The sequence below is a fragment of the Dokdonia sp. Dokd-P16 genome (assembly GCF_003095655.1).
Taxonomy (GTDB): Bacteria; Bacteroidota; Bacteroidia; order Flavobacteriales; family Flavobacteriaceae; genus Dokdonia.
Window position 1 is genome coordinate 2,315,189 of sequence record NZ_CP029151.1, and the last position, 19,231, is coordinate 2,334,419.

Annotated in this window: 7 protein-coding genes; 2 read left to right on the plus strand and 5 right to left on the minus strand. The window is 37.6% G+C overall.

Annotation, left to right across the window (positions count from 1 at the left end; all coding sequences use genetic code 11):
* Nucleotides 1-57: 57 nt before the first annotated feature.
* On the plus strand, nucleotides 58-1,530 hold the full coding sequence (gene ilvC, locus DCS32_RS10455; RefSeq protein WP_108878205.1) for a ketol-acid reductoisomerase: 1,473 nt from the start codon (nucleotides 58-60) through the stop codon (nucleotides 1,528-1,530).
* Nucleotides 1,531-1,610: 80 nt separating this feature from the next.
* On the plus strand, nucleotides 1,611-2,876 hold the full coding sequence (gene ilvA, locus DCS32_RS10460) for a threonine ammonia-lyase (protein ID WP_108878206.1): 1,266 nt from the start codon (nucleotides 1,611-1,613) through the stop codon (nucleotides 2,874-2,876).
* Nucleotides 2,877-2,974: 98 nt separating this feature from the next.
* Here ilvA and DCS32_RS10465 read toward each other — a convergent pair whose 3' ends face one another.
* The 5 genes from DCS32_RS10465 to DCS32_RS10485 form a co-directional block, all read right to left on the minus strand.
* On the minus strand, nucleotides 2,975-4,381 hold the full coding sequence (locus DCS32_RS10465; protein WP_108878207.1) for a glycosyltransferase: 1,407 nt from the start codon (nucleotides 4,379-4,381) through the stop codon (nucleotides 2,975-2,977).
* A gap of 201 nt (nucleotides 4,382-4,582) precedes the next feature.
* Nucleotides 4,583-5,482: a DUF6503 family protein gene (locus DCS32_RS10470; RefSeq protein WP_108878208.1), complete on the minus strand. Its 900-nt coding sequence runs from the start codon at nucleotides 5,480-5,482 to the stop codon at nucleotides 4,583-4,585.
* Nucleotides 5,483-5,657: 175 nt separating this feature from the next.
* Complete coding sequence (locus DCS32_RS10475; RefSeq protein WP_108878209.1) at nucleotides 5,658-12,245, minus strand: choice-of-anchor D domain-containing protein; 6,588 nt, start codon at nucleotides 12,243-12,245, stop codon at nucleotides 5,658-5,660.
* A 401-nt stretch (nucleotides 12,246-12,646) separates the two neighbouring features.
* Nucleotides 12,647-12,817, minus strand: a complete 171-nt coding sequence (locus DCS32_RS10480; protein WP_239057518.1) for a PID-CTERM protein-sorting domain-containing protein — start codon at nucleotides 12,815-12,817, stop codon at nucleotides 12,647-12,649.
* A 39-nt stretch (nucleotides 12,818-12,856) separates the two neighbouring features.
* Nucleotides 12,857-18,922: a M14 family zinc carboxypeptidase gene (locus tag DCS32_RS10485; RefSeq protein ID WP_108878211.1), complete on the minus strand. Its 6,066-nt coding sequence runs from the start codon at nucleotides 18,920-18,922 to the stop codon at nucleotides 12,857-12,859.
* Nucleotides 18,923-19,231: the final 309 nt, after the last annotated feature.

Consider the following 19,231-nt stretch of genomic DNA (forward strand, 5'->3'; position numbering starts at 1 on the left):
AACTAATCACTATAAAGGCGTATTTCTAACCACCGTCTTTACCGAAAATTAATTAGAATGAACTACTTCAACACATTGCCACTTAGAGATCAACTGGCACAACTAGGGAAATGCCGCTTTATGGACGCAAGCGAATTTCAAGATGGAATCGCTGCTATAAAAGGCAAGAAGATTGTGATTGTAGGTTGCGGCGCGCAAGGTCTTAATCAGGGTCTTAATATGCGTGATAGCGGTTGTGATATTTCTTATGCATTACGTGAGGGAGCGATTACAGATAAACGTCCATCTTTTGTAAATGCGAGTTCTAATGGGTTTACAGTAGGAACGTATCAAGAGTTAATCCCAAGCGCAGATTTAGTGCTCAACTTAACACCAGATAAACAGCATACATCTGTTGTAAAAGCAGTGATGCCTTTAATGAAAAAAGGAGCTACACTAGCTTATTCTCACGGATTTAATATTGTGGAGGAAGGGATGCAGATTCGTGAGGATCTCACGGTAATCATGGTGGCACCTAAGTGTCCTGGCTCTGAGGTGAGAGAAGAATATAAAAGAGGTTTTGGAGTACCTACCTTAATTGCAGTACACCCTAATAATGATCCAGAAGAGAAGGGGCTAGCGCAAGCAAAAGCCTATGCAGCAGCGACAGGAGGACACAGAGCAGGTGTTCTAGAGTCTTCTTTTGTAGCAGAAGTGAAGTCTGATCTTATGGGTGAGCAAACCATTCTTTGTGGAGTGCTACAAACAGGGTCTATTCTATGTTTTGATAAAATGGTAGCAAAGGGAATTGACCCTGCATATGCTGGAAAACTAATTCAGTATGGATGGGAAACCATCACAGAAGCCTTGAAACACGGCGGAATCACAACCATGATGGATCGCCTTAATAATCCGTCTAAAATTAAAGCCTTTCAACTAGCAGAGGAATTAAAAGAAATTATGCGTCCACTATTTGAAAAGCATATGGATGATATTATCTCTGGTCACTTCTCAAAAACCATGATGGAAGACTGGGCTGCAGATGATAAGAATCTTCATAAATGGAGAGCTGCCACTGGAGAAACCGCTTTTGAAAAACAAGAAATCACCACCGCAGAGATTACGGAGCAAGAATATTTTGATCACGGAGTGCTTATGGTAGCGATGGTTAAGGCAGGAGTGGAGCTCGCTTTTGAAACCATGACCGCTGCCGGAATTATAGAGGAAAGTGCGTATTATGAATCGCTTCATGAAACGCCACTTATTGCAAATACCATCGCTAGAAAGAAACTTTTTGAGATGAATCGTATCATTTCTGACACAGCAGAGTATGGTTGCTATCTTTTTGATCATGCTTGTAAACCGTTATTAACCGACTTTATGAAGAAGGTGGATACTAATATTATAGGTTCCGCTTTCGCGAAAGAAAATGATGTTGATAATCAAGAATTAATTGCGGTAAATGACGCGATACGCAATCATCCTGTTGAGGAAATAGGAGCGACACTACGAAGAGCTATGGTCGCAATGAAGAAAGTGAAAACAGCTTAAACAGAAGAGATGCATTATTAATCTGCAAAAGGTTAGGGTGTAATAAATTTCAAAATAACAAGTATGGATACTATGTGTAAATGGCAGTAGCAACAACAATATTTATTCCCACGTTAAAGTCAATTACTGATGCAGCAAATAGAGTAAAGAAGGTTGCCATAAAAACACCATTCATGCGCAGCTTTACATACTCAACGAAGTTTGATGCAGAAGTTTTTTTAAAGCGTGAAGACCTACAGCAAGTGCGCAGTTATAAAATAAGAGGGGCTTATAATAAGATAAGCACGCTTACAGATAAACAAAAAGAAGTAGGCATTGTATGTGCTAGTGCTGGTAATCATGCGCAGGGCGTAGCTTTGTCATGCTCACGTTTAAGTATTCATGGCACCATCTTTATGCCTTCTACTACACCTAATCAAAAGGTGGAGCAAGTAGAAATGTTTGGTGGAGAGTGGATTAATGTTGTGCTAGAAGGTGATACTTTTGATGATGCTTTTGCTCGAGCCAGCCAAGTTTGTACCACAGAAGGGAAGACGTTTGTACATCCCTTTGATGACGAAAAAATAATAGAAGGTCAGGCGACTGTAGGCTTAGAGATGTTAACGCAGTCTGAGCAGCCGCTAGATTATGTTTTTGTTCCTGTAGGTGGGGGAGGATTGATAGCTGGATTGTCTAGCGTTTTTCATCACCTATCACCTAAAACGAAGATTATAGGAGTAGAACCTGCAGGAGCTCCTGCGATGCTCACTTCGCTCTCTCAAAAGGAAAATACTACGCTAGATGAGATTGATAAATTTGTTGATGGTGCAGCAGTACAACGGGTAGGCGATCGCAATTTTGCTATTGTACAACAGTTTGTAGATAGGGTAGTTACCGTTTCTGAAGGTAAGATATGCCAAACTATTCTCGATTTATATAATAGAGATGCTATTGTAGCAGAACCAGCGGGCGCAATGACGCTTGCTGTATTAGATCAATTTGCTGAAGAAATAAAAGGTAAAAATATCGCTTGCATCGTAAGTGGAAGCAATAATGACATCACCCGTACCGCCGAAATCAAGGAGCGCGCGCTATTGCATCAAGGCTTAAAGCATTATTTTATTGTGAAGTTTCCGCAGCGAGCGGGAGCTTTAAAAGAGTTTGTGGCTGAGGTGCTTGGCCCCACAGACGATATCACTTATTTTGAATATTCTAAAAAGACGAGTAGGGAACAGGGGCCAGCAATCGTAGGTCTAGAAATAAAATCTTCAAAAGATTTACAGCCGCTTCTCGATAGAATGCATGCGCGTAAATTCTATGGTGAGTACCTTAATGATAAACCAGAATTGTTTCAACTGCTTGTTTAAGGGTAATCATATTTTCGCGAAAGCGTAGCAAGCCGTTTGAAAACAAAAAGCTCAAATTCAGTTGATGAATTTGAGCTTTTCTTATTTATTATAGTCAATTATGCTGCTTGTGGTAAGCTACGTGTTAACCAGCCACTTTTACCTGCAGTTGCGATGGCATATGGAGTAATCCAGAATAATCCAAATGTGTAAAATAAACTGTATGAGTATGCATAAAAAGACTCTGCGATATTATATTTTTTGCCGTAAAATAGTGCAGGGAATGTAGATAAAACAAGGATGCTTACCAATGTAGATGTTATGAAAAGAACTGGATGAGTTGCTATAAAAAATAACATAAAAGCAAGGAAAGGGTACGTCATTATAATTTGAAGTGACTGACTTAAAAAGAGTAATCTTGTACCGGTTTTTGAGCCTTCTCTAAAGTCTGTAAATACATATTTTGCCATTGCGATGTTCTCACGTACGTTACTTCTTCCCCATCTAATGAACATTTTATAAAGTCCTTTATAGTTTTCTGGTACGTTAGTGTAAGCATATGCATTTTTCTGGAAAAGTACATGTTTACCTTGGCTAAGAATCATATTTGTCATCGCGCGATCTTCACCTATATCTGATGGTTTCCCCATGAACGTTTGATCAATCCATTCTTCTAGACAAGCAAAAACAGCATCTCTTCTATAAGCAGCTAGTGCGCCAGGAGTACATAATACAGAGTTAAGATTACTCTCTGCAGATCGTACAAACTCAAAACTAAGTACAAAACTCACGTCAAGCATTTTTGGTAATAATGCCTTCTCATTGTTCAATACTCTTATGTTACCTGCTACAGCACCACAATCTTCATTATCAATAAATGGACTAACTAAATTTCTAAGCGTGTCTGGAGTTACAATAGAATCACTGTCTACAGTGATGAAAACTTCGCCAGTTCCTTCATGAAAGCCACGATATAAGGCGTGACGTTTCCCCATGTTTTTAGGTTGCTGGCATATAGAAACACGATTACCTAGTTCTTTTTTGGCGACTTGCATCCAGTGCCATGTATCATCTTGGCTACCATCATCTATAGATAATAGTTGGATTTTTTCTACTGGATAATCACTAGCAGCAAGACTTTGGAGTGTTGCATATACTTGTTTGCCTTCGTTATAAGCAGGTACAATCACAGTTACTGTAGGCAACTCTTCGTCTGTAACAGATGCTACGGGTTTGTAACGGAAATAGTTGTAAAGTGTATATAAGAAGAAAGCACTTTTATAGGCAAGAAATATGGAGGCCACCGTCATAAATGCATAGCCAAAGACAGTACTTTTACGTTCAAAATCTAGTTGAGAAAAATCATAACGCAACATATATGCTATATAAGCAGATATGACTAGGAGTAAGAATGTTGTAATGAGTACAGTGGTTCCCCAAGGATTTACAGCTATTTTTTTTGCAATTGAATCTTTCTTGGTAGCAGTTGATGCTAATTCTTCTGGAAGGTTGTTTTTAATGTCCATATGTTTTGAATCAAGGTTCTATATCAAGTTGAGGTAGTTTTACGGACAAAAAGATGACTTGGATTTCAATAGGTATTGCTTTTAACAAGAAGTTAGGTTTCTTAACAGCTATTAAGGAGTTTTATGTTAAATAAAAAAAGCCAACACGCGATAGCGAGTTGGCTTTAACTTTTTATTTCGCTTTCGCGAAAACGTGTTTATTTATTCAATAATAGTTGCACCTTCAGGAATGTCGAAGTAGCTTTTTTCTATCTCTGGATTAAAACGGATGTTGTCTATTGTGATAGTAGTTATATGTTCTCCAGCTTCTTCATCTTCTGTTAACCAGTGTGTGTGGAAACCTGATGGTAGTTCAATGCCATTTACGATAGTTGTTCCTTGAACTTCCATAAGTTTTTCTGGAGCAGCGCCGCCGTTAGGGAAATATTTAGGATATGACACGATGTAACGTACAACAGCTACCTTATGATCTTCTTTACCTACATAAATAATGTAGTAATCATCTGGAGCGTCGCCAGTACCTTCACTAAAGGTAATTTTAACGACGTCGTAGTTATTATCCTTAAACGTTTTATCTTCTAGTTTTTCAAGGTTAACTCCTTCGCCATCTAAAATAAAAGGTGAGCCAGCGAGGTAATAAGGTGTCAGTGCCCAAAAACGCATGTCAAAAGGAAATGCTGTTGAGTCTGATACTTGCTTCCAAGCCTTTTCTCCATCCCATCCAAAACGTTGCGTGGTATCTTCTGGACTCCAGTGTACTGCTTTGTTATTCCACGTGTCTAGTGTCTCATCTGTATAGCGACGAGTACTTCCATCTAATGGGACATAATCAAAACGAAAAGAAAGTGGTCCGTTTTCAAAAAAGCGTTGCAATCCGCCATGAGCTTCCATAGATTGCCATACAATCTTTCCGGCTTCAGTACTATTTAGTCTTTTTTCAGTTTTGGCCACACGTTCGGTGATCCATGAAGTTTCAACTTTTGCAAGGTTTTTATTTACAGTAGCTACTTCTGGTGTAGGCGTAGCAGTTGTGTTTTCTTGTTTACAAGAAGTGATTGTAAGCAGTGCACTTGCTGCTATGGTAAGAAATGAATATTTCATAATGTGGTTAGGTTATTAAGTAAATGTTGTCTTGCAAAGCTTATTAAACTTACATGCAAGTATGTTAGTATTTTCTTAAAATTTAAAGTGTTGTAGTACGCTTTCGCGAAAGCGTATAAAAAACAAAAACCTCCAGAAAGAGGAGGTTTTGTCAACGTTGCGATTTGGGGCGATGTTAGTGAATAATTAATTTTTGAGTGTATGTAGTTTGTAATTTCTGGACTTTGATAATGTAAGCACCCGTACTTACGTCTTGTACTGGTAACTCTATTCTTGACGTTTCACTATCTGGTGTCCACTCTTTAATAAGCTGTCCTAGCATAGTGAATAGCTGTACTGACTTAACGTCATAATCTACTCTTTTATTAATTATAATATTATGAGACTGGCTGTTGAAGTAGATACTCAGGTTATCTGATTCCTCAGCTTCATCAATAGTCTCTGTATCTACCACTTCGATATCTTGCTCATCTTCTTCTTGTTCATCTGTGTCTTCTGTAGTATCCTCAGTCTCTTCTTCGGCTTCTGCAGTTTTTTCAAAGACGATATAGAACCTATCTAAGTAAGTCCCAGCTTCTAGCGTTAAAGTGAATTTCTCATCAGTCGTGATGTCTGTGTAGGTATCTTGTAAGGCATCAAATACATATACAGTTGTGTTTTCTGTATTTACATTTTCAAGTGCATCTACACCAATAGAGATTTCGCCATCCATAGGTAAACCAATACGTAAAGGGAACTTTCTATCATTCTCAATAGCCGGAACTCCTAGAATTATGGCTTTCTCATCATCTAGCATCCACATCATATCTTCTTGTGGGTGGTTATCTATAATCGCATCATAAGCTCTGTCATAACCAAAAGTCGTATTCTCATCGATAGTCATTAAAAGCTGTCTGTGATACGCACTAGGAGAGTCGAACCCTATTCTAAATTTTTCTCTTAGGTCCTCATGTTGTACAATATCATCCTCTGCGTTAAGCGCACTTTCTGATTGTGTTGTTTCACCATTAAAGAAAAATGAACCAGAAGATGCTTCTTTTGCAAACACACGTTGTGTATTATTAAAACTAGTAGTTCCGGTAGTTGCTGCTCTTACAAAGAATCCTTGACCTACGGCTATAAATTGAGTAGGAGTTTTAGTACCTACACCGCTTGTGTTTTGAGCAGGGTGACTTACTGCAGGAGTACCTCCACTGAGCGTATAGAGTGCATATCCAGCTTCATAGTCTGCTAAGAAGTGATTACCACCACCCCAGTGTTCCCAGAATGATAATGTACCCGTTAAGTGTGGATTATCATTAATAAATTTATTTGCATCAAGAGCAGAAGGGAAAGGATTACCCATCATGAAGTCATTACCTGCATTTATTAATTTATCAATTGATGCTGCATCTGTACCATTGTTAGGCTTACCAATAAAAACATAGTTTTGAGGATCTGTGATTCCGCCGCTACCTGGTCCTTTCATAGTGAATCCGTCACCTGTTTCTAACGATCCATAAGGACCTATTTGCTCATAAGCACTATAAGTATCAGCAGGGTCATTTCTATAGGTAAACAGCCAGTAAGCACTTACCGTTTTAGGTGAAGTATTTGCTCCATTATACCCTGTACTGAAGTTAAGTGATTGTGGATTATTTTCATCAGTTCCATCATTCATGATAGAGGCAACAGTGTGCACTTCGTTTATATCTGTTATATTTATAGGTCCTACAGGTGATGACCAGATATTATATGAATACGTGTCTGAAGTCCCTTGCTGATCTCTTTCTAGTCTTCCAGCGCTAGTAGCTGCCAGATCACTATTTTCTGTCTGTATCAATTGAGATTCACCTACGAGATCCATGACACCGTCTAATCTTAAATAGTGAGATACTTCCATCTTACTATCATTTCCTACGGTTAACTCGGCTGTGACTGTATTTACATCAAGTGCTAGAACCGTGTTATTTGAGGCTGTAGAAACGTTGTGTGCTATTTGAACAATATTCCAATCAATGGTTTGCGTTCCATCAACTAATGATGGTGCACCTGGTAGTGCCTGGGTAGCCCCATTAGTCCAAGTGTTAGTATTTGCCCAAACGCCATCTGCAGTTGAAACATAAGGTAGGGGAGCCGTTTGGAAATCTACAGTTTGTAGATTTTTTATAGCCGCTACATAATTATTGTCAGACTCGTCTTTCACGTTTGTAAAAGTGTATTTATTCATAGGTAAATACATTTCAAGATCTGCCCAAGGGATTGTGGCTACTTCATTTTTAGAAATATTTTGAGGTATGATTTTACCATTTACAGAGTCATCGGTAAATTTCTCAATTTCTTGATTCATGATGAATTGCAACTGCCCTTGCGATAGTGCTTGGTTCCATACTCTTACCTCATCTATAGTTCCATCAAAAAATCTTGTAGGGTTTTGATAGTTTGCAGCAGCAACCATAAAGTGTTGGCTTGAACTTACAGGGTTATTGCGTATTGCAGAAGTATCCTCTATACCATCAATATAAAATGTAGCTCTATTTCCATCATATATCACAGCAACATGGTGCCATTCATCTTGAGGTAGCGCAATAGAAGCATTTAGAGCTTCATTAGTTCCAGCGGCATTTTTCCATACGATGCGAGGTCTTGAGGCATTATTAAGTAAAAGCGCATATCCTTCTGAATAAGGACCGATATTTCTTTTCGAAATGATATCGCTGTTATTTGCATTTGCGCCACGTTTCACCCAAGTTGATATTGTAAAAGGCCCAGTAAGATCTGCAACATCATCTGCATCCATGTAATCTCTAGTACCATCAAAGGTGATTGATCGCTCGTATATATATTCTGGTGCATAACCGAATGTGATGTATTTTTCACCTGTAAAGTCATATGTAGTTTCTAGCTTTGTACCGTTAGATGTCATTATACGGTAGTCTGACGTTGGGTCAAACGTAGGAGAGTCTGAAATAAACATAAAGAAATTTCCTGGAGGGGTAATTGTTGCTGACAATAGGGATTCTTCTAAAGATACTTTTACAGTACTTAAATTACCAGTTTCTACAACTTTCCAAGTACGATTTATAGAGATAAAATTCACATTTGTGGATAATCCTGGAATGTTTAAACTCATATCAACGGCGATAGGTGAGGCTGCAGAAAGAGAAGCATTGTTGTTACCCCAGATTAAAAAGTTTTTGTCATCTATAGTCGCTGAAGCAGAATTAATGTGATCGCTATTTGTATCGTAAATAGTTTCGATTCCCATTGTAATCGCTCCATCAATATGGCTCGAGATTGATTGCTTTTGATTTAAACCACTTGCATCATCTCTTCCTATACCTGCAATATCATGTGTAAAACCACTATTATTTACTGTGTTCCAAATAATATTTCCAGCGCTATCTACGTAATTTTCATTACCAGGATTTGCATCATCGTTAGTAGGGTCACTTGTAACAGAGTGAAGTGTAATACCATTTTTAATGGCTAAGTATGATTGGATTCGCTTTTGGTCGAATAGCGAATTTGGTAATCTATAACTAATAAATTCTGTGATTTGCCCTTCAAAAAATGATTGGAAAGCATGACCTACTAGCGTGATTCTTCCTACTCCTAAATTGAACTGGCTATTTGTTACTTCTGAGTATGGCATGTCGTTACCACTTACAGAATATGTTCCAGTATAATTGTCAATACGAACACCGTTTTTGTAAATTTCACTGGTAAGTCCGTCACTACTTGCTTTCACATTTAGTATGATAAGTTCGCTATTCATTTCATCTGCAGTACTTACATAAGCTCTTCCATAATTACTACCATCTGCGGCAGATGTATTTTGAGGAGTTGCTCCTATCATATGACTTACGAGGTTATCTTGATTGTTGAATCTTTCAGAACCTGGATTAACCCATAAACCAGTTCCATCATTTGCAAATGCACCTCTTTCTATACGTCCAGATAGTACGCCCTCTATTACACCAGATTCATTAAGTTGGGGTGTTCGTAACACCACCCAATAATCTGATGTGTCAAATCCACCTTTACCTTTTAAAACTTGATTAGCGGTTGTTTCAAACTCAACTAGAGGGTTGTAATTAGCATTTATTGCTGCACTGTTATGATATGTTGGTGGTGCGAGTTCTGCAGTATAAGCGTCATTATCACGAGCTCTGTCTTGCCATACGTTAAGTAAGTCACCACTTGACACTGCGTCGATGTCGTTTGCTTTAAGCCATAAACTCATATTAGGAGTAACAGCTCCTGGTGCAATTACTGGATCTGGATCTGGATTATTTTGAGTACCAATTAAAAATACATTGTCAAAATTTGCCCCATCATCTGTAGTTCCAGCGTCTGATGCAAAGTAGATACGAAACTCAATGGATTGTCCAATTGTGTTACTAGGTAGATCTACAAATTGTTGCGTGAAATCTGATCTACCATCAACCGGATCTGATGCATTGTCACCTGACCAGCCATTTTGATTTATTCCTATAGCACGAACCTCGGCATCATTATACCAGTTTGATGTATCTGTATTATCACCTAATGTACTCCAGGCGCCTGCTCCGTTGAGACGATATTGTACCTGCATACCATCATCTTGATCATCATTAGTATTAATTCTCATATCTAATAAAAAGCGAACATTTGAATATCCATTTAGTGATATAGGAGGACTTGTTACGTAGGTTCTTGTATTGTTTGCGTAGTTATCATAATTATCTGTATACCAATAGTCACCTTCGGCACCTAATTCTACACTGTTTGATCCGTATCTCCAGATTGATCCTGAAGTTGAACTAGCCGTCCAATTGCCATCATCCGTATCAAAATTTTCATAGTAGATGGTGTAATCAAGATTATTATTTACTATACCAGCTCCTTGAATATTGAATAAATATAGCCCTTCATCTGTGTCATTGTTTTGAATCCTAACAGTTGCAAGGTGTGTGATTAGAGCATCTGGAGTATATTTAATTTGAAATGTGACAAAATTTCCACCAGCTATCGTATTGTTTGGAATAAGAGATACCTGAAACCTAGAAGCACCAGCTCCCACAATATCTATGTATGGGCTGCCTCCAGTGAGTAGTAAATCGTTAATTCCTTCATTTTCAATTACAAATGTTTTTGTTACAGAATAACCAAGCTCAACACTTCCAAAATTGGTGTTATCTGTTAAGGATGGAGTAATATCATTATTACTTATTTCTATTCCATCACCTGACAGAACAATCTCAGGTTCTACATCCAATGTAGTGCCAGATATCACAAAATTAAAAGGGTTCTCGTCTGGATCATTAGAAGCAATTAATATTTCTGCATTATGTATTCCTGTAAGTAACGGGTTATAGGTGATTTCAAAAGTAGTATTACCTCCTGGAATTATTGTTGTTGCAGGTGACTGTGTTATAGTGAAGTAATTAAATCCAGGAGTGCCAGCAGCGACTATTGTTGGTGTTCCCGCTAAAATTAAATCCGCAACTCCTGTATTTGAAATTCTAAATATCTTAGAGATAGGTGCTCCTACAGTTGTTGTTCCGAAATTTGTGTTGTCTGCCAGCGTTGGAATAGTATCACCATCTGATATAATTACTGAATTACCCGATAGACTAATGTCTGGTGTAGGACCGTTAATCCCAGTGATTGATATTGCATCTATCGCCGTGTCCGATCTGTTGTTACTTCCAGTACCGTCTGTGGCAGAGAAGCGAAAGTAAACTACGGAGCCCAAGTAGGCATTAAGGCTAATTGTTTCTGTTAACCAAGGAGATGTTTCATCCGACTGCTGTTCTCCATTTCTAGAAAATAAATTTGACCAAGAACCTCCTCCATTTGTACTTATATCTAAATTAAGTGATCCATTATTACCATGCATATGATAGTCAAATTCAAAAAGGGCAGAGGTGTAATTAGTAAGGTCAATACAATCTGAAATTAATCGGGCTACTGAACCCGTACTTGAATTACTAGCTTCTATATAAGCATATTGATTGCCGTCTGATGCGGTAGATGGACCGGTATTATTCGTTGGAGTATTCCCAGAACCTATAGACCAGTCAAAATTATCTGCGGCAGTTTGTGACCATCTACCAAAACCAGTTTCAAAGCTTTCCGTATATAACGTTGCATCAATGCAATTAGTTGCAGGTAACCCCCTGATGATTACATTGTCAATAGCAGCCCCATTATTATCAGTCAAAACATCACCAATATTATCACTTCCAAAAACTACTCGAATTTGAATATTTGCTGCGTTATTAAAATTAGTGTCAAATGCGCTAAGATTTAGCGTAGGAGCATTAGTGAAGGCATCACCACCTGTAGGTGTGTTATCGCCAGACCATCCATCGGTATTATCTGCTATGCCATCTACATCTGTATCATTATAAAAGCCACTAGCTGCAGTTCCTAGGACAGACCAAGTGCCTCCATTTATGCGATACTGTAATTGAATTCCATCTCTAAAACGTTCAGTTTTATAAAAGTGATTTAAGTCGAGAGTTAAATTTACATAACCAGTTAAGTCAATTACAGGACTTTCTAACGCAAAAAGAGCATTGTTTGCATATGAAGGATATTGATCATTGATAGCAAAACCTCCTATATTAAACGAGCCATTAGTATTGATGCTCTGGGTCCACGCATTGTCACCAGTTGTATTTGAGAAGTCTGCGTTAAATAAAACGGTTTGCGCGCTAATGGATGATACAGATTGTGTAATAACCAAAATTACGGAGGCGAGAAGTAGTACTCGACCAATTGAGGGGTTTTTCATTTTGTCAGATTTGTCGCTATAAAACCGTTGGGGTGGGTTTTATAGTGAGTTGGGACGGCTAAATTATGAAAAAAACTAGATTTTCAATAGTAAAAGTGCTAAAAATGTGTAATTGGGCTGCTATTTGTGTATTTCATCGATGTTTTTTGAAGAAAAAGTGAGTGTGGTACTTGTATTTTTTCACAACACTGTGTATTTCGTCGATGATTTTTGTCTTTTTGTTGAATGCTAATTATTGAATTGTCAATTATTTGACTAGTAGTATTTGTGGAGTGAAGTCATTTATTTAGGTGTTTTTACTTCTCATTGTGCTTTAAATTTTCGCGAAAGCGTAACCACTAAAAACAAAAAGAGCATCCAAAATTAGGATGCTCTTTAAGCCTTGAATTAACACTAAATAATTATTTTTCTGACTGCGCTCGTTTTTTTAAACCTAGATATGCCCCTGCAGCGAGGCCTATTACTATAAATCCATCTATAGGTGCAGCGGGAGCTTCGTCGTTTACATCATTTGCAAAGCTGATCTGGGCTTGGACTCCTGCGCTCATAAATAAGAGAAGGAGTGTTGTCAATATGTATTTTTTATATGTAGTCATATGAATTTTATTAGTTTATTGGATAACAATTTTATGAGATACCTTGATATTTTCACCATTAATAGATAGTATATACATGCCACTACTTAGTTGGTTAAGATCATGAATTACCGCCTTATTACCGTTGAATAAAGCTGGCTTACTCATTACTGTTTGTCCTAGTAAATTTGTGATTACCACATCTACATCACTTCCTGAAAATGCTGTAGATGTAATGGTTAATCTTCCATTTGTGATAGGATTAGGATACATAGTAAAATCAATCACTTCTTCATTTGTAGTTGATAATACTTCGCGCTGGTAGACAATTTCAAAACGATTTGTATCTACACTTGTCTCAATGTTGTTATCAACAGTAAAAGCGATAGTGTTTAATCCTTCTTCTAGTAAAGTAGTCTCACCTGTGTGGTTGTCCTTAAGATATGTTTCTACCTCATTTAATCCATAGACGTCAAGATCTAATGTGTAATTACTAGTGCGATACAGTGCATTGTAAAGTTGTATCTGATCATCTTCTGTAGGCATAGCTACTTTATCAATGCTTAGGAGTCCGCCATCTTTTAAAACACCCATGTTCTCATCAATATTAAAGAACTTTGAAACATCTTCTGATGTTACGTCGTTACTGTAGCTATCACCATAAAGGATGACAAAGTTATCTTGTAAGCCTATTTCTTCACCATAGTGTTCACTTCTATACAATCTACCTATAAGGTGTGGTGATGTGGCAATAGCGTTTGATGAATTACTATAGAGCGGTACTTCATTACCAGGAACTTTATCTGTCTCGTTAAAGACAATCTCAGTACTACTATCTGTAACAGTAGCATCTGTTGCTGTAAAAATAGCTTGACCAGGTTGTATGAAATGGTAGTCTTTAGAATTTGCTCCATTACTAGAACCACTTCCGTCTAGAAGAACAGTTACATATTGTCCTCTCGAACCTAGAGTAGCATCCCATACCCAAATCTCTCCAGTTCTCACATTTGTAGAAGCTGAAAGTACGGTGTTTATGTTTAAAGAAGCCTGATATGGATTTCCTATAAAGTTAAAAGCTCCCGCATTGTGGTTAAGTGTACTGCCAGTAACACTTACCGGAGACGTAGCGACAGTTCCTGTCGCTCTTAATGTGGTAGCAGTAGGAGTGGCCGCATTACTTGTGACATTGACACTACGATCACCTCTTACTAGAAGTCTAAAAGGTTCACCAGCACTCAAGGTAGTTACATCTGTGTTTGTAACATTTTCCCATGACTGTGAGGCGTTATCTAATTTAAAGATAGAACCATTTCCAGAAGCAGTAGCATCAAAACCATTTTCACCCGTTAAGGAACCTGAGATATGAGTACCATAACCTGGGTTAGGATTCACATTGTCGGTAGGGAAAGAGGTGCCTGTGTTATTGACCCCTTCTTGCCAGTTTGTATTGATACTTGTAGTTGTGGTTACAGGACTAGAAAGTAATCTAAAAGCCCTTCTTGCAGGAATGTATCGTTCAGTCGTTACATTACCAGAGATAGTCCCACCCGTAATTATATCAATCATTGCGGTTCTTGTAGCATTACTCAATAATGTAAGTGTATTTCCTGTATTAAGCGTACCATCAGTTAGCGTTAACAATTTATTTACAGAAACTGCCGTGCTTAAGGTAACACCTTGAGTGGTGTCACTATTATCAATTACTAAGTTTGCAATTTCAATTGCATTACCAGAAATTTCCTGAGGAGAACTTCCTGACATTAATAGCATCCCACTTGCTCCAGAGATGTCACCAGAATTAGTGAGGTCACCGTTTATATCCAGCGTAGTAGCTGCTAGATTTAATGTTGCGCCAGCAAGTATTGTTACATTATTTACTACTGTATTTGCCGATAGGGTAGGAGCTCCAGAACGTACTTCGATATTGTCATTACTTGTAGCAATACCACTTGGATCTTGTGGTGTCCACGCTCCTGTGTCGTAGATGTAGGTTGTGTTTGAAGCGGTAAAGCGTAAATTATCTATAGCTATATCTCCTTGAAAACTTCCTACTCCTGTAGTACCTACAAACCTAAGTTTGATATTTTTTCCTGAAAATGATGATAAGTCAATAGTCTCTTCTCTCCAGCCTGTTCCATCAACACCTTCTAATTGAGTAACTGCCGCACTAAAGGTTTCTCCTCCATCTTCACTTACAAAAATGTCCAATATTGGTCTTTGAGAGAAAGTACCTGCTGTTCTCATATGATAGTTAAAAACTAAACTTGCGATAGTATAATCTGTGAGGTCTAAACACTGTGATTGTAATATGGCAGTATTACCTTGATTAATACCTCCAACTGTTGTAGCGGGTGCAGATGCCTCTACATACAGATAATCATCACCATCTATTAGTAAATTACCTGCTCCTGTTCCTGGTCCAGTATCTCCTGTTGGAGTTACATCATTATTTCTCAACCAATCACCATCATCACCATCTATTTGTTCAAAAATCCCAAAGTCTGCTGTAAAATTTTCGGTGTAAGGGACTGTTGTAATTGCATCGCACAATGGTTTTGTAGTAAATTCTACAACGCTACTATATGGTGAATTTGCTGCGCCAGAACATACTGCGCTAACTTGGATTTCATAAGTAGTTTCAGGTTCTAGATTTGCTAGTTCAAATGTGTTTGTAGAAACAGCTTGCGTCGTATAGGCTGTAGTTCCGCTTTCGCGAAAGCGTAAACTATAATCTCCACTTGCTGCGGCATTCCAACTTACGCTTGCAGTAGTGATTTCTATATTTGAAATAGCCAAATCATCTGGAGCGGTTGTATATGGTTCAATAGTTACGGTTGCCGTACAAGTATCTGTATTATTTCCAGTATCTGTCACAGTAAGTGTAACTGTATTTACCCCAACATTTGAACAATCAAACGTATCAATATCTAAAGTCAAACTAGCAATAGTACCATCATCTGTGGATCCATTATCTATTTGAGATGCGAGTATAGTAACAGTGCCATCTGCCCCTAAAGATGCTGTGATGTTTTGACACATAGCTGTAGGAGGTACCGAGTCCGGATCCTCTATCGTTGCTAGCAGTTCTATATTATCAATAGCCATATCACTACTAAAGCCGTTACCAGTAGTTCCTACAAATCTTATTTTAATAGTTTTATTTAAGTAAGCTGTCAAATCTGCACTCTCTGAACTCCATTGGTTTTGTGCACTTCCAGTACTTCCGTTTTGAGTAAATAAAGGATTCCATGTGAAGTTTTCATCATCGAGCACTTCCACAATTAAATTTCCCATCGTATCACCAAACATGTGATAATCAAAATTAAAAGTAGCGCTAGAAGCATTAAATAAGTCAAAGCAAGGACTTGTAAGTATTGCGGTTGCGCTATTACCTAGGTTTTCTCCAGCAGCATCAGGATCTTCAGTAGCTTCAGTGTATAGATAAAAAGTTCCATTATTCGCTCCGTTTGGACCCGTAGTTCCAGAAGGAGTACCACCAGAATTTCTAGACCACTCACCATCATCACCTTGATCTTGCGACCATACGCCTAGTCCAGATTCAAAACTTTCGTTGTAAGGGAAACTTGAGATAGCGGTATTCCTACATAGCTCAGGAGCATATGCGTCTAAAGATAAAATTTTGAAATCATCAAAAATGAAACCTACGAAATCTGTGTTATATCCATCACGTATATTACTCACATCACTATCAAATCTAAAGCGGAGTTGCACTCCCGTCTGACCTAATAATGTCGTGTTATTTTCAAAATCAATAAATATTTCTTCTCGTATCCACTTGTTTACACCATTAACAATCTGATCACCATCATACACGTAAGTTCCATTTGATTCTTGATGATTACTAGGATTTCCTGGTCCTCCTTTAGTATTGTTGAAATGATTATTTACAGATGTAGGTGCAGCAGGCTTATTGTACTTACCACATAATGCTATCCAGTTAGTTCCGTCTGTAGATGCTTCTAGTTGTACTAAATCAAAGTTGCGTTCTATATCCCAAAAAGCATTAAATTGTATTATGTAGCCTTCTGAGTTATCAAAATTTTGTGCCGTGTTTAGGGTGGTTGTACGAACTTGGTTATTACCATAAGATCCGCTAGGTACTATAGAAATAGCATTAGTACTACCATTATATCCATTAGTATAATTTACCCAGTTACCAGTCCAGTTCGAGATACCGTCTGCGTCAATAAGAATATTTGGGCTGTAATATTTACGAAACACGGCTTTGTATATGTCATAATTACTATTACTTAGTGTAACTTCATATTCAATCAGTTCGTTAGGTTGAATACCATTATTTAGCGTAATAGGTAAGCTTACTTCTCTTTGTTCTAGCTTACTCATGTTGCTCAATGCATTAAGCGGTAAAGGAGTTATGCTACTAATATTTGAGCTAATTGGCGTAACTGTGAGCGTAAGATTATCAAGTGTCTGTCCTATATATTCAACGGCAAAGTCTAATGTAGAATTAGAGCTATTTATGTCTGTATTAGTAAGGTCGTGTAACTGAGCATAACTACCAGCCGATAAACTTGTAATTAAATTCATGCGCAAAGCTCTTTTTGCTACAGGTACAATATGTGTAGGGTCTGGAGAAAACTCATCCCCGTTTTCTGGTGTAAATGCAATAATGTTCTTTCCAGAGCCTGAATTGGTATATATAATTCCATCTGGAGTTCCATTGCCATTTTGATCTGGATTAGTAGAGACCGGAGGACCACCAAGCATCCAGTCATTAAAATCTCCATTTGCTTCGTATAGGGTATTAGGAGCAGAGCCATGAATGTAGCGATTATAATGTGTCACATTTTGCATAAGTTCTTGGAACTCATCCTCACGACCTGATGGTGCTGCAGATGTACTACCATTATATGACGAAGTTACAATTGAATTTAGTCCAGAGTGGTGATTAATAGCTACTTTTAAATCCTTAGACTGTACAAAATCTGCTATAATTTGTGTCTCTGGTTCAGAGCCTGGAGTTGGTCCTCTATATGTGTTAGATGTTGTCGTAGGGGACGATCCCGCATTATCTATACCCCAATAGTATGGAGAATTTCTGTTAAGGTCAACCCCTTGAGTGTATAGTCCATTACCAGTACCTGGTCTAAGATTCTTTCTTTGGTTTCCTCCACCGTTAGGAGCTTGAATACCATTATAGATATAACCGTCAGGATTTATAACAGGTATAAAATAAAGCTCCTGATTATTAATCATATTCGTGATAAGCGGGTCGACATTATAGTTTTCTAAAATATACCACATGTAGTAGATGATGTTCATCACACTACTTACTTCTCTTGCGTGAGCTGCTCCCGTAATTAATGATTGAGGTTCACCAGCTTCATCTGTGTCAGGATTATCAGATATTTTTACATACCACATAGTTTGTGGAGCTATATCTGGGTTTGTTCCGGTATATCCATGTGTCTTTTGGTTAGTTGGAGAAGCATCTTTAACCACTGAAATAATATCAGGATACATTTGCTGCATTAAAGCCAATTGATCTAAAATCTCTTGGTAGTTGTAAGCCCCTCCCATAGAACCTAGCGTAAAGTTTTGTGGGGTCCAGTCAACTTCGCTACAGTCATCATATTGAATGGCGCTAGGAACACTTTCTGAGCTTTGACTAAAGGATCTCGTATTCTGATCTAAATCTGTAATTGGGCTAGGGGACTTTCCTAAACTTATACTCTTAAGTCTTTGTAATTCTGTTTTAGCTTGAGGTAGGTTGCGATCATTTCGTTCGCTTATGTACTCTGTTAAATTATCAATTGTAATATGATAAGGAATATTCAATTCATTTAGAATATGAATTTCATTGTCATTTAAATCTAACTGTATTCCTGTAGTAACACCTTTACTACCACAAGTAAAGTCAAAACCTTTCGTATACAATAGTTTTAACGTCTCTGGATTTTTTGTTTTTATGATAACACGCTTCACGATACCATCAGAATTGAAAGAAGTGTGGTTGTGATTTGCAGCTTGTGATAGGTTTACTTGCCCACGCGAGGTAGTAATAACACCAAATACAAATACAAAAATGAGGATAACAACCTTTAAGTAGGTTTGCTTCATAACAATAGTAGGTTTAAGTCAATTAAGGAATTTGGGATGCCTTAATTCGTTAGGGGTTTATTTTTAGAAGCTGCTAAACTAGAAAAAAACCAAGGATAAATGTTAATAAAAATGTTAAATTGTGTATTTTGTAGATGATAAGTGTATTTCGTCGACGTTTTGGTTAGATTTAAATTTTAGTACTTGTATATTTACTTGCTGGGATAATTTGTTGACATTTAGATTTTTAAGGCTTTTTTTATTGTGCTTAGAATATTTAATATTGATAAATGAAATCCGACTATCATTTGAAGAAACAAAAATTTATTT

Coding starts and splice junctions, on each gene's coding strand:
- ilvC (WP_108878205.1), top strand. CDS start 58: ATGAACTACTTCAACACATTGCCACTTAGAGATCAACTGGCACAACTA.
- ilvA (WP_108878206.1), top strand. CDS start 1,611: ATGGCAGTAGCAACAACAATATTTATTCCCACGTTAAAGTCAATTACT.
- DCS32_RS10465 (WP_108878207.1), bottom strand. CDS start 4,381: ATGGACATTAAAAACAACCTTCCAGAAGAATTAGCATCAACTGCTACC.
- DCS32_RS10470 (WP_108878208.1), bottom strand. CDS start 5,482: ATGAAATATTCATTTCTTACCATAGCAGCAAGTGCACTGCTTACAATC.
- DCS32_RS10475 (WP_108878209.1), bottom strand. CDS start 12,245: ATGAAAAACCCCTCAATTGGTCGAGTACTACTTCTCGCCTCCGTAATT.
- DCS32_RS10485 (WP_108878211.1), bottom strand. CDS start 18,922: ATGAAGCAAACCTACTTAAAGGTTGTTATCCTCATTTTTGTATTTGTA.